Genomic DNA, 1,819 nt, shown 5'->3' on the forward strand with positions numbered 1-1,819 from the left:
CCATGCTGGGCAAACGCCGGGAGCATGTCCTTGCCGCGCTCGACAAAGCCGGCAATGTCCAGTTCCCCGCTCTCGATGCGCTGGTACAGCGTGGCGCCCTCCTGTACCAGCAGCGCGCTGGTGATGATCACCGGCAGGATCGCCACCAGCAGGCACACCAGCATGGTGGTGGCGGCGGCCAGGTTGCGTCGGCGGCCGAAACGGATCAGCAGATGCCGCTGCAGGGGGGCAAACAGGATGCCAAGTATCACCGCCCAGAAGATCGCACCGTAATACGGCAGCAGAATCCAGACGAAGGCAATCGTCACCAGCGCCAGGAGCACCGCCAGGGCCTTGTTCTGCAGTGCGGTTTCGTTCATTTCACATCCTCGAATGGCTTCTGGGATATTAGTGCCTGCCGCTTGGGTAAAAGTGCCGCCACTCCCTTGATGCAAATCAATACGCGGGTTTTCTGTCGGCCCTAGCATCCGGGCCTTTTGCCCCGGTGCGCACATGACCCCTACTGCCAAGCCCGAACTGCTGGCCCCCGCCGGCACCCTCAAGAGCATGCGCTACGCCTTTGCCTACGGCGCCGATGCGGTCTATGCCGGCCAGCCGCGCTACAGTTTGCGGGTGCGCAACAACGAATTCGACCACGCCAACCTGGCCCAGGGCATCGACGAAGCGCATGCCCTGGGCAAGCGATTTTATGTAGTGGTCAACATCGCCCCGCACAATGCCAAGCTCAAGACCTTCCTCAAGGACCTGGCGCCGGTGGTCGAAATGGCGCCAGACGCGTTGATCATGTCTGACCCCGGGCTGATCATGCTGGTGCGCCAGCACTTCCCGCAGATGCCGGTGCATCTGTCGGTGCAGGCCAATACGGTCAACTGGGCCAGCGTGCAGTTCTGGCAGCAGCTTGGCCTGAGCCGGGTGATCCTGTCGCGCGAACTGTCGCTCGAAGAAATCGGGGAAATCCGTCAGCAGGTTCCGGACATGGAGCTTGAAGTGTTCGTCCACGGTGCCCTGTGCATGGCCTATTCCGGCCGCTGCCTGCTGTCGGGCTACCTCAACAGACGCGATGCCAACCAGGGCAGCTGCACCAACGCCTGCCGCTGGAAGTACGACGCCATGCCCGCCAGCGAAAATGCCAGCGGCGACATCGTGCGCGAAGTGCAGCCCACCCTGGGCTCAGGCGCCCCCACAGGGCAGGCTTTCCTGCTGCAGGAAAGCAACCGCCCTGGCACTGAAATGCCGGCGTTCGAGGATGAACACGGCACCTACATCATGAACGCCAAGGACCTGCGCGCCATCCAGCACGTCGAGCGCCTTGCCGCCATGGGCGTGCACTCGCTGAAGATCGAAGGGCGCACCAAGTCGCACTTCTACTGTGCCCGTGCGGTGCAGTCGTACCGCCAGGCCATCGACGACGCCGCAGCCGGGCGGCCGTTCGACCGCGGGTTGATGGACAACCTCGAGTCCCTGGCGCAGCGTGGCTACACCGAGGGCTTCCTGCGTCGCCATGTGCACGACGAATATCAGAACTACCAGCGTGGCAACTCGGTCTCCGAGCGCCAGCAGTTCGTCGGCGAACTCACCGGTGTGCGCATCGATGGCCTGGCCGAAGTCAAGGTCAAGAACCGCTTCGCCGTGGGTGACCATCTGGAGCTGATGACCCCGCGCGGCAACTACCACTTCGACCTGCACCGCCTGTGCAACCGCCAGCAGCAGGCCATCGAGGTGGCGCCAGGTGACGGCCATGTGGTGTACCTGCCGATCCCCGAGCAGGTTGCCCTGGAGTACGCCCTGCTGATGCGCGACATCGGTGCCAGCGAAGCCG

1 protein-coding gene and 1 pseudogene are annotated in these 1,819 nt (G+C 63.7%); one reads left to right on the plus strand and one right to left on the minus strand.

The annotated features are described in order from the left end of the window. Positions 1-359 (minus strand): annotated as a pseudogene (locus tag HP546_RS29830) (AI-2E family transporter); the annotation flags it as partial. 133 nt (positions 360-492) lie between these two features. Between HP546_RS29830 and yegQ the strand changes: the two are divergent. After that, positions 493-1,819: tRNA 5-hydroxyuridine modification protein YegQ (yegQ, locus tag HP546_RS29835; RefSeq protein ID WP_172233348.1), on the plus strand; the 1,327-nt coding region annotated here is incomplete at its 3' end.

This window comes from Pseudomonas sp. CM25, assembly GCF_013179705.1.
GTDB lineage: Bacteria > Pseudomonadota > Gammaproteobacteria > Pseudomonadales > Pseudomonadaceae > Aquipseudomonas.